A 25,169-nucleotide genomic window follows, 5' to 3' on the forward strand; every position below is an offset into this window, starting at 1 on the left:
TTCTAAAGCATAGGGGGCGCGGCGTGGGAAGCCAAAATGCTTGCGTTGCCGGTCAGTGTTGCGATCAGCGCGCGGGAGGCGGCGGAAAGGCTGCGGTGCGGCGGGTAGATCAGCGAAAACGGCTTGCTGCGGCCCCAGCTCCCGGGCAGCACCGCCACCAGCTGGCCGCTGCGCAGGCGCTCGTCGGCCACGAAGCGGTAGGTCTGGCAGATGCCCAGGCCTTGCTGCGCCATGGTCACCACGCCCAGCACGTCGTCGGCGATATGCATGCGCGGGGCCGGCTGCCAGTCCAGGTCCGCGCCGTTGTCGCGCAGCTGCCAGGCGGCCGGTTTGCCGGTGCTGGGCATGGTGAACGAAAGGCAGGCGTGCCGGGCCAGGCTGGCGATGTCGGCGGGCACGCCGGCGCGGGCCAGATAGGCGGGCGCGGCGACCAGGCAGAGCTGCGCGTCCTCCAGCGGCCTGGCGATCAGGCCGCTGTCCGGCAGCGCGCCCTGGCGTATCGCCATGTCGTAGCCCTCCTGCACCAAGTCCACATTGCGGTTGGCAATGCTCAGTTCGATCACGACCTTGGGATGCTGCTCCATGAACACCTGCAGCAGGGGCGGCAGGCGGTAGTGGCCATAGGTGGTGGGCGCGCTGATGCGCACCGTGCCGGACAGCTCGCCGCCCTGGTCGCGCATCGAGCGTTCGGCGTCCGCCATCAGGGCGAAGGCGCTGCGCGACTGTTCCAGGTAGGACTTGCCCGCGTCCGTCAGGCTCAGGCGGCGGGTGGTGCGGCGCATCAGCTGCACGCCCAGGCGGGCCTCCAGACGGGCCACGGCGCGGCTCAGCACGGACGCGGTGGTGCCCAGCGCCACGGCGGCGGCGCTGATGGTGCCCTTGTCGGCGATGGCGAGGAAGGCTTCCACGTCGCCCAGGTAGTCAAATTGGCGCGGCATTACACTCTCTGGGGAACAAATGATTTGATTGGGAGGTTGTTTATTGTTTTGGGAGGTGTGAATAGAGTAGCGGCTATTCATCAACCCTACAAGGAGTTCCACCATGAAACCATTCATCCGAACCGCCGCTGCAGCAGCAACTCTGGCGCTGAGCGCCGCCGGCGCCCAGGCCGCCAATGTGCTGGTCGTGCTGTCCGACGCGTCCAGGCTGGAACTGCGCGACCAGCGCAGCTACGAGACCGGCTTCTACGCCAACGAGCTGATGCAGCCGGTAAAGAAGCTGCTGGACGCGGGCCACACCGTCACCTTCGCCACGCCGCTGGGCAAGGCGCCGTCCGTGGACCGCAATTCGCTGGACGCCTCGCTGTTCGGCGGCGAAGCAGCCATGCAGGAGCACATCGCGCTGCTGGACAAGCTGAAGCTGACCTCGGTATCCGCCTCGCCGGTCGTGAGCCTGGCGCGCGTGGAGCAGGGCGGCTACGCGCAGTTTGACGCGGTCTACATCCCCGGCGGCCATGCGCCCATGCAAGACCTGATACGCAGCCCGGCCGTGGGCCGCCTGCTGGCCTACTTCCACCACGCCGCCAAGCCGACCGCGCTGGTCTGCCACGGCCCGGCCGCGCTGGTGGCCACGCTGGACCAGCCGGAGGCTTTCGTGGCCAAACTGGAGGCGGGCGGCAATGCCGCCAATGCCACCGCCGCCAAAGGCTGGATCTATGCGGGCTACCGCATGACGGTGATCAGCAATGCCGAAGAAGAAGCGGGCAAAGGCTATCTGAATGGTGGCGTGATGAAACTCACCCCGCAGACCGCGCTGGAACGTGCGGGCGGCAAATACAGCAGCGGCCCGAACTGGGCGGCGTACACCGTGACGGACCGCGAGCTGATCACCGGCCAGAATCCCGCCTCGGCCGTGGCTGTGGCAGACCTGCTACTGGCGCGCCTGCCTGCAGCCGCACTCAGCAACACTAAGTAGCAAACGCATACTGACACCCCGGCGGGGGCGTGCTACTATTTTCAGGCGCCCAAACGACCGCGCATCCTCCGTGCTTAATCAGCACTTGCCTACCCAGCTCCGTAGGCAGACCGAGGGAGTCAGTGCCATGAGCTGTTGCAAGAGAAGCAATTATGAGCTTGCCAAAGTCATAGAAGAAGGCCGCCGCATCGACGCGGCGAAAGGGGCGGCCAACGCCTGGGCTTATCTGGCGGCTCATTCAGTCGCGCCCCAAACCATACTCCGCGTCCTGTCCGGCGCCGCGGTGCGCCGCAACAGCGGCTTGCATTAGCCGCAAATGAATATCCGGGTGGCGCCGGCTAGCAGCCGGGCGGAGGCGTGGCCGGCTGGGCCGGCGCGGGCGTCGTGGCCACGTACTGTGGACTGAGCCAGTCCTTGACGCCGGCCAGCAGAGCCTTGCTCCACATCCACTGGTCATGTCCAGCGGGGTAGCTGGTGAGTTTGACCGTGCCGCCACGCTCGGCCGCATGCGCTGCGAGACATTGGGCGTTCCACCAGAATCCACGTTCCAGCAGTCCTGCCGAAACATGGAACTGCGTGGCCAGCTTGGCTGCCGGGTGTGGTGCAGGCCGGACTCCGGGCGACATTACAAATGCGGTCCCGAACAGCGAGGGATGGCGCAAGGCCATCGAAGCGCTCCATACGCCGCCGTTGGATGCACCGCCGATTGCGCGCAGCTGAGGTCCCGGCGGCGCGCCGTATTGCGCTTCTATCTGCGGCATGACCGTCTCGATCCAATATTTCTCGTGCGCCAGGAAGTCCTCGTTCTCCACTTTGCCGTCCACCGTGCCGCTCTTGAATCCGGCGATGTACTTGCGGCTTCTGCAATCGCTGCTGCGCGCCTCGATTGGGCAGGGTTCGATGCCGACCACGATGACCGGAGGCAGCTCTCCTTTGCGTATAGGCTCAGCCAACAGCGAGCCGGGACTGGTGCCGCCGCCGTCCGCCAGATACAGGATGGGATAGCGTTCGCCCGCGCGGTATCCTGGCGGCAGCCACACATTCACGGGCAAACTGGAGTCGCCGAGAGTGAGCACGCGCGCTGCTGTGTGACTGTCCGGGGCAGGAGCCGCCGCCGCAGGCCCGATCAGACCTGGAGAAAGCCGGACATTCTCGCTTTTGCCGTCTTTCGAGACGCGCAGGCTGAGTGAGGCGTTGACCTGCTGGGCTTGTTTGAATTGAATAACCAACTGGCGCACATTGTCGGCCACCACGGGCATGGCGGCACGCAGCTGGCTTATGCTGCCGGCGATATTGACAGAGTCGGCCTTGCCGACCCATGAGATGACCATTCGTTCGCCAGCGACCCATGCTGCTGCGCCCGCCGCCGGTAGGCGCGCAAGGTCGGGCGCCGCTGTCTCCACGATGCAAGGTTCGGGGTCGTCCGGTCCGCTGCAGGGATTGATGAAGCTGGGGTGGGCTTGTGCAGGCGTAATGGCCAGGGCTGTGAGCGGCGCGGCGGCAAGGCCGCGCAGAAGAGTGAGCAGCCTTGAATTGCGCCGCCCATGGCGAGGGCGGCGCAGTGCCGGGTGCCGCATGTCTTAGTCGCGGATTTCCAGCGCGCGGTTCAGGCTCAGGGCGGCCAGGGAGCCGACTGCGCCGGACAGCAGGTACAGGCTGACATAGGCCAGGCCGAAGTTGGCCGACAGCCCCAGCGCCACCAGCGGCGCGAAGCCCGCGCCCACCAGCCACGCCAGGTCGGACGTCAGCGCCGCGCCGGTGTAGCGGTACTTGGTCTGGAAGTTGGCGGTCACGGCGCCGGCGGCCTGGCCGTAGGACAGGCCCAGCAGCGTGAAGCCCACCATCAGGAAGATGTTCTGCCCGGCTTCGCCGCCGTCCATCAGCATCGGCACAAAGCCGCTGAAGACGGCGATCAGCGCGGCCAGCGTGCCCAGCGTGGTGCGGCGGCCGAAGCGGTCCGCCAGCAGGCCGGATGCAATGATGCCGCCCGCCGCCAGCACCGCGCCCACCATCTGCAGGCCCAGGAAGTCGCTGATCGAGCGCGTCGAGTACAGATTGATCCAGGACAGCGGGAACACCGTCACCAGGTGGAACAGCGCATAGCTGGCCAGCGCGGCCAGCGCGCCGATCAGCACGTTGCGGCCTTGCGAGCGGGCCAGTTCCATCACCGGCGTGGCGTCCAGCTCGTGGTCGTCCAGCAGCTTGGTGTATTCAGTGGTGGACACCAGGCGCAGGCGGGCAAACAGCGCCACCACGTTGATGGCGAAGGCCACGTAGAAGGGATAGCGCCAGCCCCAATCGAGGAATTCCAGCGTGGTCAGCGCCGACAGCAGGAAGGAGAACAGGCCGGCGGCCAGGATGAAGCCGACCGGCGCGCCGAGCTGGCCCAGCATGGCGTACCAGCCGCGCTTGTTCTGCGGCGCGCTCAGCGCCAGCAGCGAGGGCAGGCCGTCCCAGGAACCGCCCTGGGCGACGCCCTGGCCGACCCGCAGCAGCGACAGCATGACCAGCGCGCTCACGCCCCAGTCCGCATATTCAGGCAGGAAGGCCACGCCGGCGGTGGAGGTGCCGAGCAGGAAGAGGGCTCCCGTCAGCTTGGCTTCGCGCCCGAAATGGCGCTGTAGCGCCATAAACAACACCGACCCGATGGGGCGCGCGATAAATGCAAACGAGAAGATGACAAAGGAGTAAAGTGTGCCGTCGAGGCGGCTTTCAAAGGGGAAGAAGACCTGCGGGAAGACCAGCACCGAGGCGATGGCGTAGACGAAGAAGTCGAAGTATTCGGATGCCCGGCCTATCACCACCCCGATCGCTATTTCTCCGGGTTCGATGTGGCCATCCCTGGCATTGATGTTGCGCGCCCCTTGACTGGTTTGACGCGATGGATGTTCGGCGGGAAGATCGCCGTTGAATGTTGTCGTCGTGGCCATATTCCTTGTCTCGCTTAATAGTTGTACAACGGTCCGCCCCCAGGGGTAGGACAAAGTGTCCAATGTCCAAGAGGAGCCGTTATGGTTACAGTACCATGTTATTCATTTTATGTAACGTACATTACCGCATGAAATCTCCCTTGAACCATCGTGGATTGGCTCTTTTGCCACTGTTGTTGCTTGCAGGCTGCAACACCGTGGTCATGAACCCGTCCGGCGATATCGCCGCGCAGCAGGCCCGCCTTGTGGTGGTGTCCACCTTGCTGATGCTGCTGATAGTCGTCCCAGTCCTTGCACTGACCCTGTTCTTTGCGTGGAAGTATCGCCAAAGCAACACCGCCGCCAAATATGAGCCCGATTGGGATCATTCCACCAAGCTCGAACTGGTCATCTGGGGCGCGCCCCTGCTGATCATCATCGTGCTCGGTCTGCTGACCTGGATCAGCACGCACAAGCTCGACCCCTACCGTCCGCTGGACCGCATCGACGAGAAGCGTCCGCTGGTTGCCGGTGTCAAGCCGCTGGAAGTGCAGGTAGTCGCGCTGGACTGGAAATGGCTGTTCATCTATCCGGAGCAGGGCATCGCCACCGTGAATGAACTGGTGACCCCGGTCGACCGTCCTGTACGTTACAAGATCACCGCCTCGAACGTGATGAATGCCTTCTACGTGCCGGCCCTGGCCGGCATGATCTACGCCATGCCGAGCATGGAGACGCAGCTGAACGCGGTCATCAACAAGCCCGGCGTGTACGACGGCTTCTCGGCCAACTACAGCGGCGCGGGCTTCTCGCACATGCACTTCAAGTTCCACGGCGTGAGCGAGACCGACTTCGACAGCTGGGTTGCCAAGGTCAAGGCCTCCGGCGCCACCGGCAGCGTCGCGCTGGACCGCGCCACCTACCAGGTGCTGGAAAAGCCGAGCGAAAAAGAGCCGGTGCGCTACTACAGCGCCGTGTCGGCCGACCTGTACGACGCCATCCTGAACCGCTGCGTCGGCGACGGCGCCACCTGCATCAACAAGATGATGGCGGATGACATCGTTCGCGCGAAAACCGCCGCCGAGTTGTGCAATACGCCGACTCCCGTGCCTAATCTTTCCATGAAGAGCAACAATGCAACACGATACTGATCTCATCTTCGGACGGCTGAGCTGGGACGCGATTCCCTTCCACGAGCCTATCCTGCTGGCGACCTTCGCCGGCGTCGTGCTGGGCGGCATCGCGCTGCTTGGCGCCATCTCCTACTTCCGCCTGTGGGGCAATCTGTGGACGAACTGGATCACCAGCATCGACCATAAGAAAATCGGCATCATGTACATGATCCTCGGTCTGATCATGCTGCTGCGCGGTTTCTCCGACGCGCTGATGATGCGCGCCCAGCAGGCCTTCGCCTTCGGCGATTCGGCCGGCTTCCTGCCGCCGCACCACTACGACCAGGTCTTCACCGCCCACGGCGTGATCATGATTTTCTTCGTGGCCATGCCGTTCGTGACGGGCCTGATGAACTACGTGGTGCCGCTGCAGATCGGCGCGCGCGACGTGGCCTTCCCCTTCCTGAACAACTTCTCCTTCTGGATGACCGCCTTCGGCGCCGTCCTGATCATGGCGTCGCTGTTCGTGGGTGAATTCGCCCGCACCGGCTGGCTGGCGTATCCGCCGCTGTCCGGCATCCTCGCGTCGCCCGACGTCGGGGTGGACTATTACATATGGTCATTGCAGGTGGCCGGGGTCGGGACCTTGCTGTCCGGCGTCAACCTGGTGGTCACCATCGTGAAAATGCGCGCGCCCGGCATGGACATGATGAAGATGCCGGTGTTCACCTGGACCGCCCTGTGCACCAACGCCCTGATCGTGGCCGTGTTCCCGGTGCTGACCGCCGTGCTGGCCATGCTGTCGCTGGACCGCACCTTCGGCACCAACTTCTTCACCAACGAGCTGGGCGGCAACCCCATGCTGTACGTGAACCTGATCTGGATCTGGGGCCACCCCGAGGTGTACATCCTGGTGCTGCCGGTGTTCGGCGTGTTCTCGGAAATCGTCTCGACCTACTGCGGCAAGCGCCTGTTCGGCTACACCTCCATGGTCTACGCCACCGTCGTGATCACCATCCTGTCCTACCTGGTATGGCTGCACCACTTCTTCACCATGGGCTCCGGCGCCAGCGTGAACTCCTTCTTCGGCATCACGACGATGATCATTTCGATCCCGACCGGCGCCAAGATCTTCAACTGGCTGTTCACCATGTACCGTGGCCGCATCCGCTTTGAAGTGCCCATGCTGTGGACCATCGGCTTCATCATCACCTTCGTGATCGGTGGCATGACCGGCGTGCTGCTGGCCGTTCCGCCAGCCGACTTCGTGCTGCACAACTCGCTGTTCCTGATCGCCCACTTCCACAACGTCATCATCGGCGGCGTGGTGTTCGGCGTGTTCGCGGCGATCAACTACTGGTTCCCGAAAGCCTTCGGCTACAAGCTCAACAGCTACTGGGGCAAATGGTCGTTCTGGCTGTGGTTCGTGGGCTTCTACTTCGCCTTCATGCCGCTGTACGTGCTGGGCCTGATGGGCGTGACCCGCCGCATGAGCCACTTCGACGATCCTTCGCTGCAGATCTGGTTCCAGATCGCCGCCGTGGGCGCGGTCATGATCGCCGGCGGCATCGGCGCCATGCTGATGCAGTTCTGGGTCTCGTTCCGCGACCGCAAACAGAACATGGACGTCACCGGCGATCCATGGAACGGCCGCACGCTGGAATGGTCGACCTCGTCGCCACCGCCGGACTACAACTTCGCGTTCACCCCGCGCGTGCACGACAACGACACCTGGGCCGACATGAAGAAAAACGGCTACCAGCGTCCGCTGAAGGACTACGTCGCGATCCACATGCCCAAGAACACCTGGGCCGGCTTCGTGATCGCCGCGATCAGCGGCCTGATCGGCTTCGCGCTGATCTGGCAGATGTGGATCCTGGCCGGCGTGTCCTTCGTGGCCATGATGGCTGCCATCATTACGCATACGTTTAACTACAAACGCGATTACTACATTCCTGCGGACGAAGTGGTCCGCACCGAAGATGCTCGCACCCAACTGCTGAATGCCCATGTCTGACGCTACTTTGAACCCAAGCTCGCGCTACTTCGTGCGCGAGCACCATCCGGAAAACGGCACCTTGCTCGGTTTCTGGATCTACCTGATGAGCGATTGCCTGATCTTCGCCGTCCTGTTCGCAACCTACGCCGTGCTGGGCCGCAACTACGCGGGCGGCCCGACCGGCGCCGAGCTGTTCGACCTGAAGCTGGTGGCGTTGAACACCTCGATGCTGCTGCTGTCGTCGATCACCTACGGCTTCGCCATGCTGGAAGCGGGCCGCAAGCGCCTGGGCGCCACCATGGGCTGGCTGGTGGTCACCGGCCTGTTCGGCGCGGCCTTCATCTCGCTGGAACTGTACGAGTTCGTGCACCTGCTGCATGAAAACGCCGGTCCGCAGCGCAGCGCCTTCCTGACCTCGTTCTGGTCGCTGGTGGCCACCCACGGCCTGCACGTGAGCTTCGGCATCGTGTGGCTGGTGACCCTGCTGTTCCAGCTGAAGAAGCACGGCCTGACGCATGAAAACATGCGCCGCCTGACCTGCCTGTCGATGTTCTGGCACTTCCTGGACGTGGTCTGGATCGGCGTGTTCACCTTTGTTTACCTGATGGGAGTTCTGCCATGAGCGATCACAACCACGACCACCATGGCCATGACGATCACGGCCACGGCCACCACGGCCATGACGACCACAACCACGGCAGCCTGAAGTCCTACACCATAGGCTTCATCCTGTCGGTGATCCTGACCGCCATTCCGTTCTGGCTGGTGATGGGCAATGTGTTCGCCAATCCGGCCACCACGGCCTTCACCATCCTCGGCTTCGCGGCCGTGCAGATCGTGGTCCACATGGTCTACTTCCTGCACATGAACGCGAAAGTGGAGGGCGGCTGGTCGCTGCTGGCCATGATGTTCACGCTGATCCTGGTGGTCATCGTGCTGTCGGGCTCGATCTGGGTCATGTACCACATGAACGCCAACATGATGCCGGGCATGGACGCGCACCAAATGCGCAACATGCCATGATGTCCGCACCGCGCACTGCCGCCGCGCCGCGCCTGCGTTCCGCAGGCCTGCGCTACACGCTGGCGGCTTGCGCGGTGCTTGTTATTGCAGTACTGCTCGCGCTGGGCACGTGGCAAGTCCAGCGCCTGCAATGGAAACTGGCTCTGATCGAACGCGTCGACGCACGCGTGCACGCGGAGCCGGTGCCCGCCCCCGGTCCGCAGGACTGGGCCAGGGTGTCCGCAGACACCGATGAATACAAGCACGTCTTCCTGACGGGCAGACTGCTCCCCGAATACTCCACCAAGGCGCAAGCCACCACCGAGCGCGGCCCGGGCTACTGGCTGCTTACGCCGCTGTGCCAGGCCGATGGCAGCACCGTCATCGTCAACCGCGGCTTTATCCCGCTGGACGCGGCGGCCGCGCTGGAAAGCAGCCTGAACGCCGTGGTCCCGGCCGGCATCGACGCCTGCGCGGCGGCCGCCTTGTCCGGCCGCGCCCCGGTGCGCCTGAACGGCTTGCTGCGCATCAGCGAAACCAAGCCCGGCCCGCTGGGCCTGCGCAAGAACGAGCCGGCGCAGAACCGCTGGTATGCGCGCGACGTGCACGCCATCGCCACGGCGCGCGGCTTGCAGCCGGCGCGCGTGGCGCCGTACTTTGTCGACGCCGACGCCGGCCAGTACGTGGCCGACCTGGCCGAGCCGCTGCGGCCCTACGGCGGCATGACCGTCATTTCCTTCACTAATCATCACTTGGTTTATGCTCTCACCTGGTACGCGCTGGCTGTTATGATGGCGGCCGCGCTGGCGTGGGTGGTACGCGACGAGCGCCGCCGCGCCGGCGGATAGCACGGCGCAGGCTGTACCCAGCTTGCATAACTCAGGCGAGGATTAATGTCGGGCCAACTACTTTCAATCGCAAAACTGCCGTCCTTCCTGGCGGCGGCCCGCGCCGGCCAGGCGGCAGGGCACCAGAACATGCAGCAGCTGATACAGCTGCGCTGGATCGCCGTGGCCGGGCAGATCACCACCATACTTGTCGTCGCCTGGGGCATAGGCATCAAGCTGCCGCTGGTCTACATGCTGGAAGTGCTGGCCTGCCTGATCGCCTTCAACGTCGCCAGCCAGCTGCGCTGGCATGAGAAATGGGCCGTGTCGAACGGCGAACTGTTCCTCGCCATTTTGGTGGACGTGGCCAGCCTCACGGCCCAGCTCTACCTGAGCGGCGGCACCTCCAATCCCTTCGTCTACCTCTACCTGCTGCAGGTGATCCTGAGCGCGGTGCTGCTGGAGGCCTGGTCCACCTGGACCATCGTCGCCATCGCCAGCGCCTGCCTGGCGGGGCTGTCCGTGTGGTCCAAGCCGATCGCGCTGCCGCTGTTCCACGAGCGCGGCTATTTCAGCCTGTACATCCAGGGCATGCTGATCTGCTTTGCGCTGAACGCCGCGCTGCTGGTGGTGTTCATCACCCGCATCATGAGCAATCTGCGCGCCGGCGACGCCATGCTGGCCAGCATGCGCCAGCGCGCCGCCGAGGAGGAGCACATCGTCCGCATGGGCTTGCTCGCCTCGGGCGCCGCGCACGAGCTGGGCACGCCGCTGGCCACGCTGTCGGTGATCCTGGGCGACTGGCGCCGCATGCCGGAGTTCAGCAAGAACCCGGAGCTGCTGGAGGAAATCGGCGAGATGCAGGCCCAGCTGGCGCGCTGCAAGTCCATCGTCAGCGGCATCCTGCTGTCGGCGGGCGAGGCGCGCGGCGAATCGTCGGCGCGCACCACCATCAACACCTTCCTCGACGAACTGGTGCAGGAATGGCGCGCCAGCCGCCCGGTGGCCTCCTTCGACTACCGCAACACCATCGAGGACATGCCGGTCGTGTTCGACACGGCCTTCAAGCAGATGATCTGCAATGTGCTGGATAATGCGCTGGAGGCATCGCCCGAGTGGGTGCGGCTGGAAGCGCGCTGCGAGGACGGCGCCATCAAGCTGCTGGTCAGCGACAGCGGCCCCGGCTTCGCGCCCGACATCCTGGAGCAGTTCGGCAAGCCCTACAATTCAAGCAAGGGCAAGCCCGGCCGTGGGCTGGGCCTGTTCCTGGCGGTGAACGTGGCGCGCACGCTGGGAGGCACGGTGGAGGCCGGCAACCGGCCGGAAGGCGGCGCCGCCGTCTTGCTGAGCTTGCCGCTGACGGCCATTGCAGTGGAAGAGGAATAGCGGAATGACCGAAGAAGAAGTACGCCAGCTCATCATCATCGAGGACGACGCCGCCTTTGCGCGCACGCTGGGCCGTTCCTTCGAGCGGCGCGGCTACCGGGTGCTGCTGGCGGCCAGCCTGGAAGAGGCCGAGGCGCTGCTGGAACAGCATACGCCCGGCTACGCCGTGGTGGACCTGAAACTGAAGAACAACACCTCCGGCCTGCTGTGCGTCCAGATGCTGCACGCGCGCGACCCGGACATGCTGATCGTGGTGCTGACCGGCTTCGCCAGCATCAACACGGCGGTGGAGGCGATCAAGCTGGGCGCCTGCCAGTACCTGGCCAAACCGTCCAACACCGACGACATCGAAGCCGCGTTCGCCCACGTGGCCGGCAGCGCGGATGTGGAAATGACCAACCGTTCGACCTCCATCAAGACGCTGGAGTGGGAGCGCATCCACGAAGTGCTGGCCGAGACCGACTTCAACATCTCCGAGGCCGCGCGCCGCCTCGGCATGCACCGCCGCACGCTGGCGCGCAAGCTGGAAAAGCAGCGCGTGAAGTAGACAAGCCTATATCAAGCCGGTAAGATGGATTTTTTGCTAACTGGCGGAGCGGGACCATGGATAGGGCACGACTGAAGCAAGCTGCGGCGCTGACCATGGCCATCTCCGCCCTGCATGGCGCGGCCTGCGCCGACACTGCGGCTGCGCCGGCCAAGGCCACGCGCGCCGTTGCCGACTTCAGCAAGTGCGACAAGCCGGCGTGGCCGCAGGAGGCGCTGCGGCGGGAGCAGCAAGGCACCGTCACGATGGCGTTCAAGATCGGCGAAGACGGTAGCGTGGTGGAATCCAAGGTGACCAAGAGCAGCGGTTATCCGCTGCTGGACGAGGCGGCGCGCTTCGGCATCGCCAAATGCCTATTCAAGCCCGGCACCGTGGACGGCAAGCCCCAGGCCGCGTGGATGCAGATGCAATACAAGTGGACGCTGGACCAGCCCGAGAAGGATCCTGCCTTGCAGGCGGCGTTCGCCGAGGCGCTGGCGGCGGCCGAGGGCGGCGATCCGCAGGCGCAGTTCAAGGTGGCGGAACTTATCCGCACCGGCAAGGGCGTGAAGCACGACGACGCGCAGGCCATGGCGTGGCTGAAGCGTGCCGCCGAGACCGGCTTTGCCGAGGCGCAGTTCATGTTGGGCGGCTACTACCTGAGCGGCAAGGGCGGCGAGGCGGGCGTGGCGCTGGCGCATCCCTTGCTGCTGAAAGCCGCCGAGCAGGGCCATGCGATGGCGATGATGGCGGTGGGTGGGCAGTATATGACGGGCAAGGGCGTGGACCGGGATCCGGAGCAGGCCTATGCCTGGGTGCGCAAGGCGGCCGATGCGGGCTTGCCGATCGCGTACACCGGCCTGGCTTCCATGTACTTTGGCGGCGTGGGTGTGGCGCGCGACCCGGACGAAGCGCTGCGCATGCTGCGCCGGGGCGCGGAACTGGGCGAGCCGTCGGCACTGCAGGGACTGGCCACGGAGCTGCTGCGTTCGCAGTCGCCGCGCGACCAGGCGGAAGCCTTGCCGCTGCTGGAGAAGGCGGCCGCAAAAGGCTCGCCGGTTGTGCAGTATTTGCTGGGCAATGCTTATGCCGAGGGCAAGGGCGTTGAAGCGGATCCGGTGGCCGCTGCGGAATGGTTCCGCAAGGCCGCCGCGCAGAGCTATATGGCGGCGCAGTTTGCGCTGGCCGGCTTGATGGAGCAGGGCAACGGCATACGCAAGGACGAGGCCGAGGCGCTGCGATTGTACGAGCTGGCCGCGCAGCGCGGCTATCCGCCGGCTGTGCAGCGACTGGTGAAGGCGTCGGAGCGCGGCGAGCTGGGCCGGCCTGTGGATGTGGCGGCCGCCGAGCAGTGGCGCGCGAAGCTGGGTAGCGTCAGCAGCAAGAAGTAGCAGGCTGGCGGGTTAGGCGCAACGCGCCGTAACCCGCCAAGCGCCGCCGCTCAGCACCCCTGCGCCGTGCACAGCGTGGCGATATTGCCGCTGGTGAAGCGCGCGCCGTTGAAGGTCTGGCCGAAGGTGCCGGTGCAGCTGGCGCTGTCGTAGCCGTGCACCACCGAGTCCACATGATTGCCGCCCCGGTAGTCGCGCAGCCATGGCCCGCCGCTGGAGCCGAACGTCATCGAGCAGCCGGTGTTGAGCACCGAGGTGCCGCCGCAGCTGCCGCTGGGACTGAAGCTCTCGGACGCGCAGGCCTGCAGCGTATTGCCGCCGCCCAGATTGCCCGGATAGCCCAGCGCATGCTGGCTGAGCACGCTTCCGTAATTCCACGACCGCCCCAGCCATCCCGTGTAAAAGGTCACGCCGCGCCCGGCCGAGTCGTTCTGCAGCGCGATCAGGCAGACGTCGGACGCCACGTCGCCGTTGTTGATCCAGCTGTTGAGCACGCGCGCCTGCGACCAGGTGAACATGCCGAACGGCGCGTTGCCGCTGTTGTAGGCCGGCGCGAAGGACCAGCCGCCTATCCAGTTGTTGCGCGAGCGGTCGTAGCAGCAGTGCGCCGCCGTCACGATGATGTTGTTGCCGCTGATGACGGACGCCGAGCAGGTGCCCGCGCTGGTGAACAGCTTGCCGATCGCGCGCGGGGTATTGGCGTTGCTGGTTTCCTGGTACTGCGTAAAGATATCAACCGTGGCGCCCGCCGGGCCGGCGAAGCCCAGCGCGCCGCACGTTGCCAATACCGCCCATGCCGCCGGCACGGCCAGCGCCTTCTTGTTTGTGTGCTTGTCCATTTCAGATCTCCCTGCCGTGCTTAGCGTTGTTTTTGGTCTGCCGCCTTCCAGTCGTCCGGATGCAGGCGGCGCGCTTCCTCGTCCGCCTTGGGGTCGGGCGCGCCGCCTTCGGACATCTCGGGCTTGGCGCCGGCAAGCGCCTTTTTCTCCGCCGCCGTCTGCGACTGGCGTTTGGGTTTGCCCTTGGTCACGTTCCAGTCCAGCGGCTTGGCGCTGAGCCGCTCCTCGCGCGTCTGGTAGGTCGGCTCGGCCGCGGCGCGCTGCGTGTCGGCGTCGCGCTTGATGCTGGTGGTGGGTTCCTGCGGTGCTGCGAAGGCCGAGCCCGCCATGAACAGGGCGGCCAGCGCGGCGTGGGATGGTGAGTTGATAGACATAGTCGCCTCCTTTAGGTGAAGCGGGCAGGCCGGCCCCGCTTGCTAAAGTTCAGCGTATGACTTGTGGCGCGATTTGCAATGCGGTTTCAGCCGCCGTATTGATGCAGGTCAGACTTTAGCTGGCTTCGCCGGCTTCGTTGACGGCGGCGGTCAGCGCCTCGAACATGGCCGGCTTGGTCAGGTGGCGGTCGAAGCCGGCGGCGATGGCGTCGGCGCGGTCGCGGTCCTGGCCGTAGCCGCTCAGCGCCACCAGGCGGATGCCGGCCAGCTCGGGCAGCTTGCGCATGGCGCTGGCGGCCTCGGTGCCGCTCATGTCGGGCAGGCCGATGTCGAGGAAGACGATGTGGGGACGGAAGGCCAGCGCCTGCGCAATGGCGGCCGCGCCGCTGTGCGCCACGCGCACCTCGTGGCCGGCGAACTCCAGCAGCGCGGCCACCATCTCGGCCGAATCGACGCTGTCGTCCACCACCAGCACGCGGCGCCTGGCCGGCGGCGCCGGTTCGGGGGCGGCCTGCGCTGCGCCGGGCGCGTCCGGCGCGTCCGTCAGCGGCAGGCGCACCTCGAAGCAGCTGCCCTGGCCGGCGCCCGCGCTGCTGGCTGAGATGGCGCCGCCGTGCAGGTCGACCAGGGTCTTGACCAGGGACAGGCCGATGCCCAGCCCGTCCTGCACCCGGTCCGGCGAGTGGCCGGCCTGCGAAAACATATTGAAGATGCTGTCGATCTGCGCGGCCGGGATGCCGATGCCGTTGTCGGCGATGCGCAGCACGGCCTGCGCGCCGTCGCGCGCCAGGCTGGCGGTGATGGCGCCGCCCAGCGGCGTGAACTTCACCGCGTTGTTGAGCAGGTTGCCCGCGATCTGGGCCAGGCGCACCGTATCGCCGGCCGCCCACAGCGGCTGCTCCGGCAGGGTGACGGTGATCTGGTGCCGGCGCTTGGTGCTGGCGTCGTCCACGCTGTCGAGCACCGAGCGCAGCAGTTCGCACAGCTCGACCGGCGCCACGCGCAGCGTGATCTTGCCCTGCGAAATGCGCGACACGTCCAGCAGGTCGTCCACCAGCCGCACCATGTGGTCGGTCTGGCGCACGATCATCTGGCGCGCGTCCTCCTGCTGGCGGGGCGGGTTGGGGTCCAGGTTGCGTAGCTGCTCGACCGCGTTGCGGATCGGCCCCAGCGGATTGCGCAGCTCGTGCGCCAGCACGGCCAGGAACTCGTCCTTGCGGCGGTTCATTTCGCGCAGCTCGCGCTCGGCCTTGGCCAGGCGCAGCAGCGCGCGCACATTGGCCACCAGCTCTTCGGGTTCGATCGGCTCGAACAGGTAGTTGTCGGCGCCGCTGTCGAGCGCGCGCACGCGGTCCGGCGAGGCCACGTAGGAAGCCGAGGTCTGCAGCACCAGCACCATGGCCGTGGCCGGGTCGCGTTTCAACTGGCGGCAGACGTCGAAGCCGCTGATGTCGGGCAGCTTGGTGTCGAGCAGCACCAGGGCCGGCCCCTCGCTGGCGGCCTTGGCCAGCGCCTCGGCGCCGCTGGCCGCCTCGATTACCTGGAAGCCTGCGCGCAGCAGGATGCGCGACTTGGCGTAGCGCGCGGCCTCGGTGTCGTCCACATTGAGTATCAGGTCTTGCACTGTCATAGGGGCTCGCGTGGTTTGGTGGCGGCCGGGCACAGCGCGTACAGCTGCGCCAGCAGTTCGGCGCGCGGCACCGGCTTGACGAAATACGCGTCCGCGCCCAGCGCGTAAGCCTTCTGCCGGTCCGCCACTTCGGAGGCGACAATGAGCGGCACCTGGCGGCGCCGTTCGTCGTTCTTGGTCTGGGTCAGCCAGCGCCAGGTGTCGTTGCCGTTCAGATAGAGGTCGAGGATGACGGCGGCCGGCGCTTCGGTGTTCCACGCCTGTTCGGCCTCCCACAGGCTGCGCGCGCACACCGGGCGGAAGGGGGTGTCGCGGAAGAAACTGCGGTACAGCAGCATGGCGGTGCGGTCGTCCTCGATCACCAGCACCGGGATGCCGCCGCCGTCGGCCGCCGTGGCGGGCGCGAGCGGGGCAGGGGCAGGGATGGGGGCATGCTCGTGCAGCTGGCACGGCAGCGTGGCGTGGAAGGTCGAGCCGGCGCCGGGCGTGCTGTCCAGGCCGACCCGGCCGCCCAGCAGGGCGGCCAGCTTGCGGCACAGCGGCAGGCCCAGGCCGGTGCCCTTGGCGCTGCGCTGCATATGGCTGGGCACCTGGCTGAACTCCTCGAACACGATGTCCTGGTGCTCGGGCGCGATGCCGATGCCGGTGTCCTGTACTGCGAAGCGTACGGCGGCGCCGTCGGCCAGCAGCTCGGCCGACACGCGCACCTGGCCCGCCTCGGTGAACTTGAGCGCGTTGGAGATGAAGTTGCGCAGGATTTGCGACAGCTTGGCCTCGTCGCTGAACATCAGCAGCGGCGCGGCCGGCAGCTCGAACAGCAGCTCCACGCGCGGGCTCAGCAGCAGCGGGCGCAGCATGCCGCGCAGGGCGCTGAAGGTGTCGGCCACGTCGAAGGTCTCGGCGCGGATGTCGACCTTGCCCGCTTCGATCTTGGCCAGGTCCAGCAGGTCGTCGACCAGCTCGGTGAGCGATTCGGCACCCGTCAGGATGTAGCCGACCTGCTTTTCCTGCTCCACGCCCAGTTCGCCGTCGACGCCGTCGAGCAGCAGCTTGGACAGGGCGCGGATGGAGCTGAGCGGGGTGCGGAACTCGTGGCTCATATTGGCCAGGAAGCGGGTCTTCATCTCGTCGGCGCTGCGCAGGTGCTCGGCCTGCTGGTCCAGCTCGGCGTACAGCGCCAGCACGCCGCGGTTGGTGTCCTCCAGCTCCCGCGTCAGCTGCACCAGCTCCTGCTGGCGCACCTTCAGTTCGGCCAGCGTGGTGAGCAGCTCCTTGTTTTGCTGCTGCATCTCGGACAGCGCCACGTCCGGCGGCAACGCGTGCAGCTGCGAACCGAGCGCGCCCACACCTGCTGCGGTGAGCAGCGGCGCGTCCTGCGGCAGCAGCTTTTTCAGCACGATGGCGGTGCCTTTGCCGGGGCCGGTCTCGATGTCGCACTGGTCCATCAGGCGGCGCGCGCCCAGCAGGCCGACACCCATGCCGGTGCTGGAGCGGTAGCGGCCCGCCAGCACTGCCTCCAGGTCGGCAATGCCGGGGCCGCGGTCTTCGATGCGTATCGCCAGCGACTGCGGCGCGGTGTCGCCTTCCAAGCTGAACTCGACCCGGCCGCTGCCGGCGTAGTTGTAGACGTTGCGCGTCAGCTCGGAGACGGCAGTGGCGACCCGGGTCTGGTCCTGGCCGTTGAAGCCGCACAGCGCCGCGATCTGGCGCGCGCGCTGGCGCGAGGCCACCACGTCCACTTCGGCGTGGATGGCCAGCTTGAGGATGCGCTGGCTCACGGCAGGCCCGCCTGGCGGTCGCGCAGCACCAACACGGTGACGTCGTCGCGGCGGCGCGAGAAATCGCGGTACAGCACGGCGGCGATGACGGCCGGGTGGCGCGACACCAAGCCCGGGTAGTCGTCCAGGTTCCAGCGCGAGCCGAGGCCGTCGCTGTGCAGCAGCAGCATGCCGTCCTCGCCCCATTGCGCGGCGAATTCCTGCACCTTGCGCATATTGCTGCCGACAATGCCGTTGTGCGACACCATCTGCCGGCGCACGCCGGCGCTCCACACGTGGCAGGCGATGTTGCCCACGCCGGCCATGCGCAGCGCGCCGGCCAGCATGTCGATGCGCACCACGGCCACCGCCGCGCCGCGCGTGCCGCGCAGGGCCTGGTGCGCGTTCTCCAGCAGTGCCGCCGCGCTCTGCTCCGGATGGGCCAGCACGGTTTGCGCCGCCAGGCGCGAGGCGTCCGCCGCCAGCGGGCCGTGGCCCAGGCCGTCGGCCACCACCACGGTGGCGCCGGTGGCGCCGCAGGCCAGCGCCCAGCCGTCGCCGCATTCGGTTTCGCCGTCCATCGGCAGGCACACCACGCCCGCGTCCAGCGCCATGCCGTGCTCGGGAGGCAGGCCGGGCTGGCCCGGCGCCGGCTGCGCGTCGCGCCACAGGCACAGGTAGAGCACGGTGCCCTGGCCCGGCGCGGTGTAGGCGTCGAAGCCGCTCGACAGGCGCCGCATGGCGCCCAGGCCCACGCCGTAGGTGCCGGCGGTGGTCCGCCCGTCCTGCATGCTGGCCAGCAGGCTGCTCATGCCGGGGCCGCTGTCCAGCGCCAGCACTTCGATGCCGGCGTCGCTGCCGGCGTGTAGCGGGCGCAGCAGGATTTCGCCGTGCCCGGCGTGCTTCAGGATGTTGCTGGCCGCCTCGCTGACGACGATGGCCAGCTCGCCGGCGCGGGTGGTGTTAAATCCCTGTTGCGCGGCCAGCAGGGCGGCCACGCGCCGTGCGGCGGCGACTTGGCTGGCGTCGGTGACCGGGCAGCGCAGTTGACGGGGATTCAGAATGGTTTCCATTTGGTGATGCTTACGGTGGTGCCGGCGCCGGGCGCCGTGATGAGATCGAAATCGTCGGTCAAGCGTTTGGCGCCGGACAGGCCCAGGCCCATGCCGCCGCCGGTGGTGTAGCCGTCCGTCAGGGCCAGGCCCACGTCGGCGATGCCGGGGCCGTCGTCGGTGAAGCGCAGCTGCAGGCCCTTGCGCATGCCCTCGCTCATCAACAGCAGATGCGCCTCGCCGCCGCCGCCGTAGCGCAGGGTGTTGCGCGCCAGTTCGCTGGCCGCCGTCACCATCTTGGTTTGTTCGATCAGGCTGAAGCCGAGCGCCACCAGCCGCTCGCGCACCTGCTGGCGCAGGCGTACCACATCCTCGTCCGACCGCAGCGGTATCACCAGCGCGCCGGAAGCGGCGGCGATCATGCGATCTGGCGCTGGAGCAGCTGCACGCCTTTTTCCACATTCAGGGCGGTCTGCACGCCGTCCAGTTTCAAGCCCAGCTCAACCAGCGTGATGGCCACCGCCGGCTGCATGCCGACCAGCACCGTGTGCGCGTCCAGCACGCGCGCCATGGCGGCGGTGTTGCTGATCATGCGGCCGATGAAGGAGTCCACGATGTCGAGCGTGGAAATGTCGATCAGCACGCCGCGCGCGCGGTCCTGCACGATGCGCGAGGTGAGGTCGTCCTGCAAGGTCATGGCCAGGCGGTCGTGCATGTCGACCTGGATGGTGACCAGCAGCAGCTGGCCCATTTTCAGGATGGGGATGCGATCCATACCGGGCTCAGGCTGCCTGCTTGTAGACCACCGAGGCGCCCAGGCGCTTCATGGCGGTCAGGAAGGCGTCGGCCAGCGTGGCCTTGGTGGTCACGTCCTCCAGGTTTACGCCCAGGTGGACGATGGTTTGCGCGATCTGCGGGCGGATGCCGCTGATGATGCAGTCGGCCCCCATCAGGCGCGCAGCGGCCACGGTCTTGAGCAAATGCTGGGCCACCAGGGTGTCCACGGTAGGGACGCCGGTAATGTCGATGATGGCGATGGAGGCGCCGGTCTCGATGATCTTCTGCAGCAGGTTTTCCATCACCACCTGGGTGCGGGCGCTGTCGAGCGTGCCGATCAGCGGCAGCGCCAGCACGTCGCGCCACAGCTGCACCACCGGGGTGGACAGCTCCAGCAGCTCCTGCTGCTGGCGCAGGATCACGCCTTCGCGGCTGCGCTGGTATTCCTCGATGGTAAACAGGCCCAGGCGGTCGAACAGGGTGCCGGTGTCCACCAGCTCGCCGGCCAGGGCGGCGCCGTCGTGCACCAGTTCCTCACGCAGGAAGGCAAACAGCGGCTCCTTGAGCGCGAACACAAAGGTGGCGGTCTCGCTGGGGCTGTAGCCCTGGCGGGCGCGGCTGGAGGAGATTTCAGCCAGCAGGGCGCGCACGTCGGCCCAGGTGGGGCCGTCGATGTCGTAACTGGCGCCGGCCTCGGTCGCCCTGATCAGCAGCGGCAGCAGGCGCACGGCTTGCTGCCGCGTTTCGCTTTCGGCGGCCCGGTCGCGCCGCACCGTGCGGGACAGCATGCCCGCAAGCCAGCCGTCCAAGATGGCATCCTGGCTCTTGGCGAGGATGTTGGCGAGATAGCCTGTGGTTTGCTTGCCCATGCTTACTCCGAAGAAATGATATTAAGGAGGGGCAAGTCTAACAGGTATATGTCAAATCCTTGATTTAATTGACATTTGCTGTGCAGCCCGCGCCGGCGGGCTGTTTGGCTTACAGTTTGTAGCTGGCCTGGACCGAGAACGCGCGTCCGGCCAGCGGCAGGTCGAAGGGCAACGCCAGGCCGGGCGCCAGCGTCGGCTCGCGCGCGTCGGCGTCGAAGATGTTGCGCACGGCGGCCGAGAAGTTCCACTGGTTCTTGCCGCGCCGGGTCGACAGCGTCAGGTCGAAGGTGCGGTAGTCGGCGATGGGCTTGCGCAGGTCGCCGGTGGCGCGCTGGCGCCCGGCCACCCAGTTCAGCTGCGGCGACAGCGTGTAGTTGCCGCCGATATTGCCGCCGAACTGCCAGTCCGCGCGGGCAAACAGATGGTGGCGCGGCGCGTAGCCGGCGTCCTTCTGCGTGGCCTCGTCCACCGAACGCTGCCAGGCGTAGTTGCCCACCAGGCGCAGTTCGCGGTTGACGTTCCAGTTGCCTTCCAGTTCCATGCCGTGGCCGGTCTGGTCGCCCTGGTTGGCGAAGGTGGAGCCGGTGCCGGCCATCACGTTGGGCACCAGGCGGATGATGTTGCCCATCTCGTAGCGGTACAGCGTGAGGTTGATCTGCGCGTCCGCCTGGGCCTGCCAGGAGAAGGCCGCTTCCAGGGTGCGGTCGGTTTCCGGCTTCAGGTTGGCGTTGCCGCGCGCCACAGGGTTGGCCAGGCTGTAGGCCTCGTTGAAGGAGGGCGCACGGAAAGCGCGGCCGTACAGCAGCTTGGCGGTCAGGTCGAAGGTGGCGTCCCACACCAGCGCGAAGCGCGGATTGGTGGTGCCGCCAAAGTCGGAATAGCGGTCGTGGCGCACGCCGGCGGTCAGGGTCCAGTCGGTGGCCAGGCGCCATTCGTCCTGCGCGTACAGGTAGTCGATGCGGCGCTTGTGCGGGCGCATGAAGGGATTGCTGTCGCTGAAGTCCGCCAGGCCCGGCAGCGGCACCGGGGTGCCGTTGGCGGTGTAGGTGAAATTGCGGCGCTCGCGCGTGCGGTACAGGTCCAGGTCGTCGTGCCCTATGCCCACGCGCACGTGGTGGTCCGCGAAGCCGCTGTAGTCGGCGTAGGCGGTGAGCCGGGTGGAGCGCTCCCAGGTTTCCGGGATGCCTATCATGCCGTTCGGGAACAGCCCGGTCGGGAAGCGGGTACCCGGCGGCAGCAGGATGTAGCCGTCCAGTTCCTGCGCGTAGGACTGCGTGCTGATGCTGGCGCCCAGGCCCCAGTTGCGGCTGAACTGCGCGTCCGCCCAGCCCAGGCTGGTGTTGATGCGTTCGCTGCGCCCCACGCCCACCGGGTCCAGCGCGGAGGCGATGCCGGCGCCGCTGCCCTGGCGGTCGCGCAGCTTGTAGCCGAAGCGCGCGCGCCACTGTCCATAGCCGGCTTCCAGGTTCAGGTCCAGCGCGTCGCCGCCGGTGTTGACGCCGCCGGGCGCCAGGCTGGCGTGGGTGCCGAGCAGGGTGTCGTTGCGGGTCTGCGCGTCCGCTTCCAGGGTGCGGTGCTGGCCGTCGGTGGTGCCGGTGCGCAGATAGGCGGCGATTTCGATGGGGCCGAGCTTGCCGCCGTGCTGCACCCAGGCGTCGCGCGACTGGAAGGAGCCGAAGCGCACGCCCACTTCGGTGCCGGCCGCTTCGGCCGGACCCTTGGTGATGATGTTGATCACGCCGGAGAAGGCGTCCGAACCGTACAGCGCCGAACCGGGGCCGCGTATCACCTCGATGCGGGAAATCTGCTCGACCGGGAAGGTGCCCCAGACATTGCCCTTGTTGCCGATGTAGAGCGTGGTGACGGGCACGCCGTTCTGCAGCACCAGCACTTGCGGCGCGTACTGGCTGAACACGCCGCGCATGATGTACAGCGGCGTATAGCTGTTGGGGCTGCGGGAAATATGCAGGCCGGCCACGGTTTCCAGTACATGGTCGAGGTCGGTGGCGCCCATGGCGGCGATGTCGGCCGCCGTCACCACGGAGGCCACGGCCGGCGCGCGGCGCAGCGTCTGCAGATTGCCGGTGGCGATGCTGACGCTGTCGGCGTCGCCATAGACCATGGTCAGTTCGTCTTCTTCGCTGCTGGGGCCGCCTTGCGTCTGTGCCTGGGCCTGGGTTTGTGCGATCAGGGCGGGCAGCGCCAAAGCGACTGCCAGCCAGATACGTGATGCGCGGGAAGACTTCAAGAGCTATCTCCAGAGTGTGATATTTTGCCCATTGTAGCGTGGCACGATTTGCTCATGGGACAAAAAAGCACGCACTGTTGCTAGCGTGCAGCTTGCAAGTTACTTAAGCTTGCAGTTCAGCGGCTTTCCACGCCCGTGGCGCCTGGCCGCTGTACTCGACGGCGTTGCAGGGCGTGGCGAACAGCACGCGCTCGGGCTTTTCCGCCGCCTCCACCACGCAGGGCGCCATGCCTGCTATAAAGATAGGCATGCGCAGCAGCTGCAGTTCGCGCACCGACATGCCCATGTCGGCGATGATGGCCGCGTGCAGGCCCGAGTAGTTCATCTGCAGCTGGGCGTAGCGGCTCAGCAGCACCTGCTCGACCTGCCAGGCCAGCGCCAGGTGGGGGCCGTTGTGCAGGCCCAGGCGTTCTGCCAGCGCCATGATGAAGGGGATGCGCTCGTCGTGCGAATTGATGGGGCGGCCAAAGCCGTAGATCTTGCTGCGCGCGGTTTCCTCCCACACCACGTCGGCCAGCTGCTCGCCGGCCTGCACGCGGCGCAGCGCGGTCTGCAAGAACGTCATGCACAGCATGGTGGCCTGGCCGCCGTAGGTGGTCGCTTCCGACACCGCCATGCCCGCCACCATGGCCAGCGAGGCGCTGCTGCGCGCATTCCCGGCCAGCGCCGCCACGCGGTTGTTCCACAGGCGGGCGTCCGGATAGGAGGTGTGGGTCCACATGGCTTGCACCAGTTCGGCCTGGCCGGCGCTCAGGTGGCGGCCGGTGATGCCGTAGGCGTACAGCTGCACCCATTCCAGGCTGCACAGGTCGCGGTGCAGGTCTTGTCCACGGAACACGGCGTGGCTGCCGGGGAAGGCTGCCCCTACCTTGGTGTGCAGGCGGCCCGCGTGGTGCTGCAGCAGCTCTGGGCCTTGCAGGACTTCGTGTAGTTGCGCGCTCATGCTGCTTCCTTTTCAATGGCGGCCGATGCATAGGCCGATACAGGGACCGGCGGCGTGGCGGCCGGGTCGAGTTCCAGCTTGTAGAAGGGGAAGCGCTTGAAGCCGACGGCCTTCTGTTCCAGCGCGTGGGCGGCGGCGCCGGGCAGGCGCAGCAGCAGATACAGCATTTCGCCTTCGTCCGGGCTGAATCCCAGGTCGTGCAGCACGCAGGCGGCCACGCCGCACATGGCCAGCGGCAGGCCGGCGGCGGCGCGCGCATCGTCCAGGCCTGCGTGCAGCCAGGCCGTGCCGGGGCCGGCGCCCATGCGGTCCAGCGTGGCGAGCAGCTGGCGTACCGGCAGAGGCGTGGCGGCGCCGTGCGGATCGAAGCCGGGCAGATGGCTTTGTTCCGGCCAGACGTCGACCGGGTCGCTGGCGCTGGCGGCGTGGAAGGCGCGCCAGGCGGCCAGGTCGGCGCCGCAGCGCTGCCACATGGTCATGGCGTCGTGCACTTCGCGCGCGCCGCCGGAGCGGCCGGCGCCCACGGCCAGCGCGGCCATCAGCGAGGCGGCGGCGGTGGAACCGCCCACGCCGCCGCACATGGCGGCGTGCACGGACGCGTCGCGCGGGCCGGGATTGGCCAGCGCCACGGCCAGCGCTTCCAGCACGTCCAGCTCGGGACCGGCCGGCAGCTCGGCGCGCAGCAGCAGCCAGAGCATTTCCATCCAGCGCGCGTTGCCGGCCATGGCGCCGTACACGTCGTAGCCACGGCAGTAGGCGGCGCGCGTGGCGAAGGGGTTGTCCGCTTCCGGCGTTTCCTGCCAGATGGCGGTGTGGATCAGGTCTTTGGGCGAAGGGGTAGCGTTGTTTGTCATGTTGTTCTCCTTACAGCAGGCTCATGCCGCCATCGACCACGATCTCGTCGCCCACCATATAGGACGAATCGTCGCAGGCGAGGAAGAGCGCGGCCTTGGCGACTTCATCGGGCGAGCCGAAGCGGCGGCTGGGCGATTTCTCGGCGATGGCCTGCTTCTTGGCTGTGGCCACGTCGGCGGGCAGGCCCAGGCGGTCGAACATGGGCGTGGCGATGGGGCCGGGGCTGATGGCGTTGACGCGGATGCCGCGCCCCACCAGTTCCAGCCCCAGCGACTTCACCAGCGAGCGCAGGCCCGCCTTGGCGGCGCCGTAGATGCTGAACATGGGCGAGCCCATCTGGTTGGCGATCGACGTGGTGACGATGATGCTGCCGCCCGCGCTGAACAGCGGCAAGGCTTTCTGCACGGTGAAGAACACGCCTTTCAGGTTGACGTTCAGCTGTTCGTCGAAGGCCGCTTCGGTGGTCTGCTCGATGGGCGCGGGCTTGGCCACGCCGGCATTAATGAACAGCACGTCCAGGCGGCCGTAGCGCTCGCGCACCTGCGCCATCACGCTGTCGATGGCGGCCAGGCCGCCCGCGTCGCTGCGTATCAGCAGCGCCTTGCCGCCCAGCGCGGCGCCGGCCTGTTCCAGCTTGTGCGGATCGCGGCCGGTGATGGCGAGCTGCGCGCCCTGTGCCTGGAACAGCTGCGCGCTGGCCAGGCCGATGCCGCTGCTGCCGCCGGTAATCAGTACCACCTTGTCCTGTAGTTTGAGCAT

Annotated in this window: 24 protein-coding genes; 9 read left to right on the top strand and 15 right to left on the bottom strand. The window is 66.9% G+C overall.

From position 1 onward, the window contains the following. Positions 1-2: 2 nt before the first annotated feature. A complete protein-coding gene (locus AC07S4_RS03775; protein ID WP_494985316.1) occupies positions 3-938 on the bottom strand; it encodes a LysR family transcriptional regulator in 936 nt (311 codons plus the stop codon). A gap of 103 nt (positions 939-1,041) precedes the next feature. Between AC07S4_RS03775 and AC07S4_RS03780 the strand changes: the two genes are divergently transcribed. Then, positions 1,042-1,914 carry a type 1 glutamine amidotransferase domain-containing protein gene (locus AC07S4_RS03780; protein WP_494985317.1) on the top strand — a complete coding sequence of 291 codons (873 nt, stop codon included), beginning with the start codon at positions 1,042-1,044 and terminating at the stop codon, positions 1,912-1,914. A 338-nt stretch (positions 1,915-2,252) separates the two neighbouring features. Here the strand turns inward: AC07S4_RS03780 and AC07S4_RS03785 are convergent, their stop codons facing one another. Both AC07S4_RS03785 and AC07S4_RS03790 read right to left on the bottom strand, forming a co-directional pair. After that, positions 2,253-3,245, bottom strand: a complete 993-nt coding sequence (locus AC07S4_RS03785; RefSeq protein ID WP_494985318.1) for an alpha/beta hydrolase — start codon at positions 3,243-3,245, stop codon at positions 2,253-2,255. A 249-nt stretch (positions 3,246-3,494) separates the two neighbouring features. Further along, positions 3,495-4,844 carry an MFS transporter gene (locus AC07S4_RS03790; RefSeq protein ID WP_494985319.1) on the bottom strand — a complete coding sequence of 450 codons (1,350 nt, stop codon included), beginning with the start codon at positions 4,842-4,844 and terminating at the stop codon, positions 3,495-3,497. Positions 4,845-4,972: 128 nt separating this feature from the next. Between AC07S4_RS03790 and cyoA the strand changes: the two genes are divergently transcribed. Genes cyoA through AC07S4_RS03830 form a run of 8 tightly spaced genes read left to right on the top strand, consistent with a single transcriptional unit; the run spans position 4,973 to position 13,066 of the window. Further along, positions 4,973-5,974 carry a ubiquinol oxidase subunit II gene (gene cyoA, locus AC07S4_RS03795; RefSeq protein WP_494985320.1) on the top strand — a complete coding sequence of 334 codons (1,002 nt, stop codon included), beginning with the start codon at positions 4,973-4,975 and terminating at the stop codon, positions 5,972-5,974. Further along, entirely contained in the window at positions 5,958-7,952 is a 1,995-nt protein-coding gene (gene cyoB, locus AC07S4_RS03800; protein WP_494985321.1) for a cytochrome o ubiquinol oxidase subunit I, read from the top strand. The genes cyoA and cyoB overlap by 17 nt, the downstream gene beginning before the upstream one ends. Beyond that, positions 7,945-8,556 carry a cytochrome o ubiquinol oxidase subunit III gene (cyoC, locus tag AC07S4_RS03805; protein ID WP_494985322.1) on the top strand — a complete coding sequence of 204 codons (612 nt, stop codon included), beginning with the start codon at positions 7,945-7,947 and terminating at the stop codon, positions 8,554-8,556. The genes cyoB and cyoC overlap by 8 nt, the downstream gene beginning before the upstream one ends. Then, positions 8,553-8,957 (top strand): cytochrome o ubiquinol oxidase subunit IV, encoded by a 405-nt coding sequence (gene cyoD / locus AC07S4_RS03810; RefSeq protein ID WP_494985323.1) that lies wholly within the window; start codon positions 8,553-8,555, stop codon positions 8,955-8,957. Before cyoC ends, cyoD begins: the two co-directional genes overlap by 4 nt. Continuing rightward, positions 8,954-9,784, top strand: coding sequence for an SURF1 family protein (locus AC07S4_RS03815; RefSeq protein ID WP_494985324.1), 831 nt, complete (start codon positions 8,954-8,956; stop codon positions 9,782-9,784). Before cyoD ends, AC07S4_RS03815 begins: the two co-directional genes overlap by 4 nt. 45 nt (positions 9,785-9,829) lie before the next feature. After that, positions 9,830-11,149, top strand: coding sequence for an ATP-binding protein (locus AC07S4_RS03820; protein WP_494985325.1), 1,320 nt, complete (start codon positions 9,830-9,832; stop codon positions 11,147-11,149). 4 nt (positions 11,150-11,153) lie between these two features. Continuing rightward, positions 11,154-11,696, top strand: coding sequence for a response regulator transcription factor (locus AC07S4_RS03825; RefSeq protein WP_494985326.1), 543 nt, complete (start codon positions 11,154-11,156; stop codon positions 11,694-11,696). Positions 11,697-11,752: 56 nt separating this feature from the next. Further along, complete coding sequence (locus AC07S4_RS03830; RefSeq protein ID WP_494985327.1) at positions 11,753-13,066, top strand: TonB family protein; 1,314 nt, start codon at positions 11,753-11,755, stop codon at positions 13,064-13,066. A 50-nt stretch (positions 13,067-13,116) separates the two neighbouring features. Here the strand turns inward: AC07S4_RS03830 and AC07S4_RS03835 are convergent, their stop codons facing one another. The 12 genes from AC07S4_RS03835 to AC07S4_RS03890 all read right to left on the bottom strand — a co-directional run bounded on the left by AC07S4_RS03835 (position 13,117) and on the right by AC07S4_RS03890 (position 25,169). Continuing rightward, the gene (locus tag AC07S4_RS03835) at positions 13,117-13,905 is read right to left on the bottom strand and encodes a trypsin-like serine peptidase (RefSeq protein WP_494985328.1); all 789 of its coding nucleotides are present in this window, start codon (positions 13,903-13,905) and stop codon (positions 13,117-13,119) included. Positions 13,906-13,925: 20 nt separating this feature from the next. Then, positions 13,926-14,279 (bottom strand): hypothetical protein, encoded by a 354-nt coding sequence (locus AC07S4_RS03840; protein ID WP_494985329.1) that lies wholly within the window; start codon positions 14,277-14,279, stop codon positions 13,926-13,928. 115 nt (positions 14,280-14,394) lie between these two features. Continuing rightward, complete coding sequence (locus AC07S4_RS03845) at positions 14,395-15,909, bottom strand: response regulator (protein WP_494985330.1); 1,515 nt, start codon at positions 15,907-15,909, stop codon at positions 14,395-14,397. Continuing rightward, positions 15,906-17,687 (bottom strand): ATP-binding protein, encoded by a 1,782-nt coding sequence (locus AC07S4_RS03850; RefSeq protein ID WP_494985331.1) that lies wholly within the window; start codon positions 17,685-17,687, stop codon positions 15,906-15,908. The genes AC07S4_RS03845 and AC07S4_RS03850 overlap by 4 nt, the downstream gene beginning before the upstream one ends. Further along, positions 17,684-18,739, bottom strand: a complete 1,056-nt coding sequence (locus AC07S4_RS03855; RefSeq protein WP_494985332.1) for an ATP-binding protein — start codon at positions 18,737-18,739, stop codon at positions 17,684-17,686. The genes AC07S4_RS03850 and AC07S4_RS03855 overlap by 4 nt, the downstream gene beginning before the upstream one ends. Further along, complete coding sequence (locus AC07S4_RS03860) at positions 18,724-19,140, bottom strand: ATP-binding protein (RefSeq protein WP_494985333.1); 417 nt, start codon at positions 19,138-19,140, stop codon at positions 18,724-18,726. The genes AC07S4_RS03855 and AC07S4_RS03860 overlap by 16 nt, the downstream gene beginning before the upstream one ends. Next, the gene (locus AC07S4_RS03865) at positions 19,137-19,493 is read right to left on the bottom strand and encodes an STAS domain-containing protein (RefSeq protein WP_494985334.1); all 357 of its coding nucleotides are present in this window, start codon (positions 19,491-19,493) and stop codon (positions 19,137-19,139) included. Before AC07S4_RS03865 ends, AC07S4_RS03860 begins: the two co-directional genes overlap by 4 nt. Positions 19,494-19,500: 7 nt before the next feature. Next, complete coding sequence (locus AC07S4_RS03870; protein WP_494985335.1) at positions 19,501-20,364, bottom strand: STAS domain-containing protein; 864 nt, start codon at positions 20,362-20,364, stop codon at positions 19,501-19,503. A 109-nt stretch (positions 20,365-20,473) separates the two neighbouring features. After that, positions 20,474-22,612: a TonB-dependent receptor plug domain-containing protein gene (locus tag AC07S4_RS03875; RefSeq protein ID WP_494985336.1), complete on the bottom strand. Its 2,139-nt coding sequence runs from the start codon at positions 22,610-22,612 to the stop codon at positions 20,474-20,476. Between the two features lie 103 nt (positions 22,613-22,715). After that, positions 22,716-23,555, bottom strand: a complete 840-nt coding sequence (locus AC07S4_RS03880; RefSeq protein ID WP_494985337.1) for a citrate synthase family protein — start codon at positions 23,553-23,555, stop codon at positions 22,716-22,718. Beyond that, the gene (locus AC07S4_RS03885; RefSeq protein ID WP_494985338.1) at positions 23,552-24,409 is read right to left on the bottom strand and encodes a citrate synthase family protein; all 858 of its coding nucleotides are present in this window, start codon (positions 24,407-24,409) and stop codon (positions 23,552-23,554) included. Before AC07S4_RS03885 ends, AC07S4_RS03880 begins: the two co-directional genes overlap by 4 nt. 10 nt (positions 24,410-24,419) lie before the next feature. Continuing rightward, complete coding sequence (locus tag AC07S4_RS03890; protein ID WP_494985339.1) at positions 24,420-25,169, bottom strand: SDR family oxidoreductase; 750 nt, start codon at positions 25,167-25,169, stop codon at positions 24,420-24,422.

The sequence above is a fragment of the Pseudoduganella sp. GW821-FHT05F09 genome (genome assembly GCF_059419605.1).

Excerpts from the sequence above, each read along its gene's own strand:
- AC07S4_RS03775 (WP_494985316.1), bottom strand. The coding sequence starts at position 938 with ATGCCGCGCCAATTTGACTACCTGGGCGACGTGGAAGCCTTCCTCGCC.
- AC07S4_RS03780 (WP_494985317.1), top strand. The coding sequence starts at position 1,042 with ATGAAACCATTCATCCGAACCGCCGCTGCAGCAGCAACTCTGGCGCTG.
- AC07S4_RS03785 (WP_494985318.1), bottom strand. The coding sequence starts at position 3,245 with ATGGTCATCTCATGGGTCGGCAAGGCCGACTCTGTCAATATCGCCGGC.
- AC07S4_RS03790 (WP_494985319.1), bottom strand. The coding sequence starts at position 4,844 with ATGGCCACGACGACAACATTCAACGGCGATCTTCCCGCCGAACATCCA.
- cyoA (WP_494985320.1), top strand. The coding sequence starts at position 4,973 with ATGAAATCTCCCTTGAACCATCGTGGATTGGCTCTTTTGCCACTGTTG.
- cyoB (WP_494985321.1), top strand. The coding sequence starts at position 5,958 with ATGCAACACGATACTGATCTCATCTTCGGACGGCTGAGCTGGGACGCG.
- cyoC (WP_494985322.1), top strand. The coding sequence starts at position 7,945 with ATGTCTGACGCTACTTTGAACCCAAGCTCGCGCTACTTCGTGCGCGAG.
- cyoD (WP_494985323.1), top strand. The coding sequence starts at position 8,553 with ATGAGCGATCACAACCACGACCACCATGGCCATGACGATCACGGCCAC.
- AC07S4_RS03815 (WP_494985324.1), top strand. The coding sequence starts at position 8,954 with ATGATGTCCGCACCGCGCACTGCCGCCGCGCCGCGCCTGCGTTCCGCA.
- AC07S4_RS03820 (WP_494985325.1), top strand. The coding sequence starts at position 9,830 with ATGTCGGGCCAACTACTTTCAATCGCAAAACTGCCGTCCTTCCTGGCG.
- AC07S4_RS03825 (WP_494985326.1), top strand. The coding sequence starts at position 11,154 with ATGACCGAAGAAGAAGTACGCCAGCTCATCATCATCGAGGACGACGCC.
- AC07S4_RS03830 (WP_494985327.1), top strand. The coding sequence starts at position 11,753 with ATGGATAGGGCACGACTGAAGCAAGCTGCGGCGCTGACCATGGCCATC.
- AC07S4_RS03835 (WP_494985328.1), bottom strand. The coding sequence starts at position 13,905 with ATGGACAAGCACACAAACAAGAAGGCGCTGGCCGTGCCGGCGGCATGG.
- AC07S4_RS03840 (WP_494985329.1), bottom strand. The coding sequence starts at position 14,279 with ATGTCTATCAACTCACCATCCCACGCCGCGCTGGCCGCCCTGTTCATG.
- AC07S4_RS03845 (WP_494985330.1), bottom strand. The coding sequence starts at position 15,909 with ATGACAGTGCAAGACCTGATACTCAATGTGGACGACACCGAGGCCGCG.
- AC07S4_RS03855 (WP_494985332.1), bottom strand. The coding sequence starts at position 18,739 with ATGGAAACCATTCTGAATCCCCGTCAACTGCGCTGCCCGGTCACCGAC.
- AC07S4_RS03860 (WP_494985333.1), bottom strand. The coding sequence starts at position 19,140 with ATGATCGCCGCCGCTTCCGGCGCGCTGGTGATACCGCTGCGGTCGGAC.
- AC07S4_RS03865 (WP_494985334.1), bottom strand. The coding sequence starts at position 19,493 with ATGGATCGCATCCCCATCCTGAAAATGGGCCAGCTGCTGCTGGTCACC.
- AC07S4_RS03870 (WP_494985335.1), bottom strand. The coding sequence starts at position 20,364 with ATGGGCAAGCAAACCACAGGCTATCTCGCCAACATCCTCGCCAAGAGC.
- AC07S4_RS03880 (WP_494985337.1), bottom strand. The coding sequence starts at position 23,555 with ATGAGCGCGCAACTACACGAAGTCCTGCAAGGCCCAGAGCTGCTGCAG.
- AC07S4_RS03885 (WP_494985338.1), bottom strand. The coding sequence starts at position 24,409 with ATGACAAACAACGCTACCCCTTCGCCCAAAGACCTGATCCACACCGCC.
- AC07S4_RS03890 (WP_494985339.1), bottom strand. The coding sequence starts at position 25,169 with ATGCTCAAACTACAGGACAAGGTGGTACTGATTACCGGCGGCAGCAGC.